A 1,043-nucleotide genomic window follows, 5' to 3' on the forward strand; every position below is an offset into this window, starting at 1 on the left:
ATGGCAAAGGAAAAGTTTGAGCGTAATAAGCCGCACGTCAACATTGGTACAGTTGGCCACGTTGACCACGGCAAGACCACGCTGACCGCAGCGATCACCAAGTATTTTGGTGACTTCAAAGCGTATGACCAGATTGACGGTGCGCCGGAAGAGAAAGCGCGCGGCATCACCATCTCGACCGCCCACGTGGAATACGAGACCGACGCGCGTCACTACGCCCACGTCGACTGCCCCGGCCACGCTGACTACGTCAAGAACATGATCACCGGTGCCGCTCAGATGGACGGCGCGATCCTGGTTGTGAACGCAGCCGACGGCCCGATGCCGCAGACCCGCGAGCACATCCTGCTGGCGCGTCAGGTTGGCGTTCCTGCGCTGGTCGTGTTCATGAACAAAGTTGACCAGGTTGACGACGAAGAGCTGCTGGAGCTGGTGGAAATGGAAATCCGCGAGCTGCTGTCTTCGTATGAATTCCCCGGCGACGATATTCCGATCGTAGCGGGTTCGGCTCTGGCCGCGATGGAAGGCCGTGACGCGGCCATCGGCGAAGACAAGATCAAGGAACTGATGGCGGCCGTGGACGAATACATCCCGACCCCTGAGCGTGCTGTTGACCAGCCGTTCCTGATGCCGATCGAAGACGTGTTCTCGATCTCGGGCCGTGGTACCGTTGTGACCGGCCGTGTCGAGCGTGGCGTGATCAACGTTGGCGACGAGATCGAAATCGTCGGCATCCGCGACACCGCTAAAACCACCTGCACCGGTGTGGAAATGTTCCGCAAGCTGCTGGACCGTGGTGAAGCAGGCGACAACATCGGCGCCCTGCTGCGAGGTGTTGACCGTGACGGCGTTGAGCGTGGCCAGGTTCTGTGTAAGCCCGGCTCGGTGACCCCGCACACCAAGTTCGAAGCCGAAGCCTATATCCTGACCAAGGAAGAAGGCGGTCGTCACACTCCGTTCTTCGCGAACTACCGTCCGCAGTTCTACTTCCGGACCACTGACGTGACCGGCACCGTGACCCTGGCGGCTGGCACCGAGATGGT

The 1,043-nt window shown here is 60.3% G+C and carries 1 protein-coding gene; it reads left to right on the top strand.

Features of this window, described 5'->3' with window-relative positions:
• Nucleotides 1-1,043: elongation factor Tu (tuf, locus tag ACR0K9_RS21475; protein ID WP_480826108.1), on the top strand; the 1,043-nt coding region annotated here is incomplete at both ends.

It is taken from the genome of Ruegeria sp. L12 (assembly GCF_056531745.1).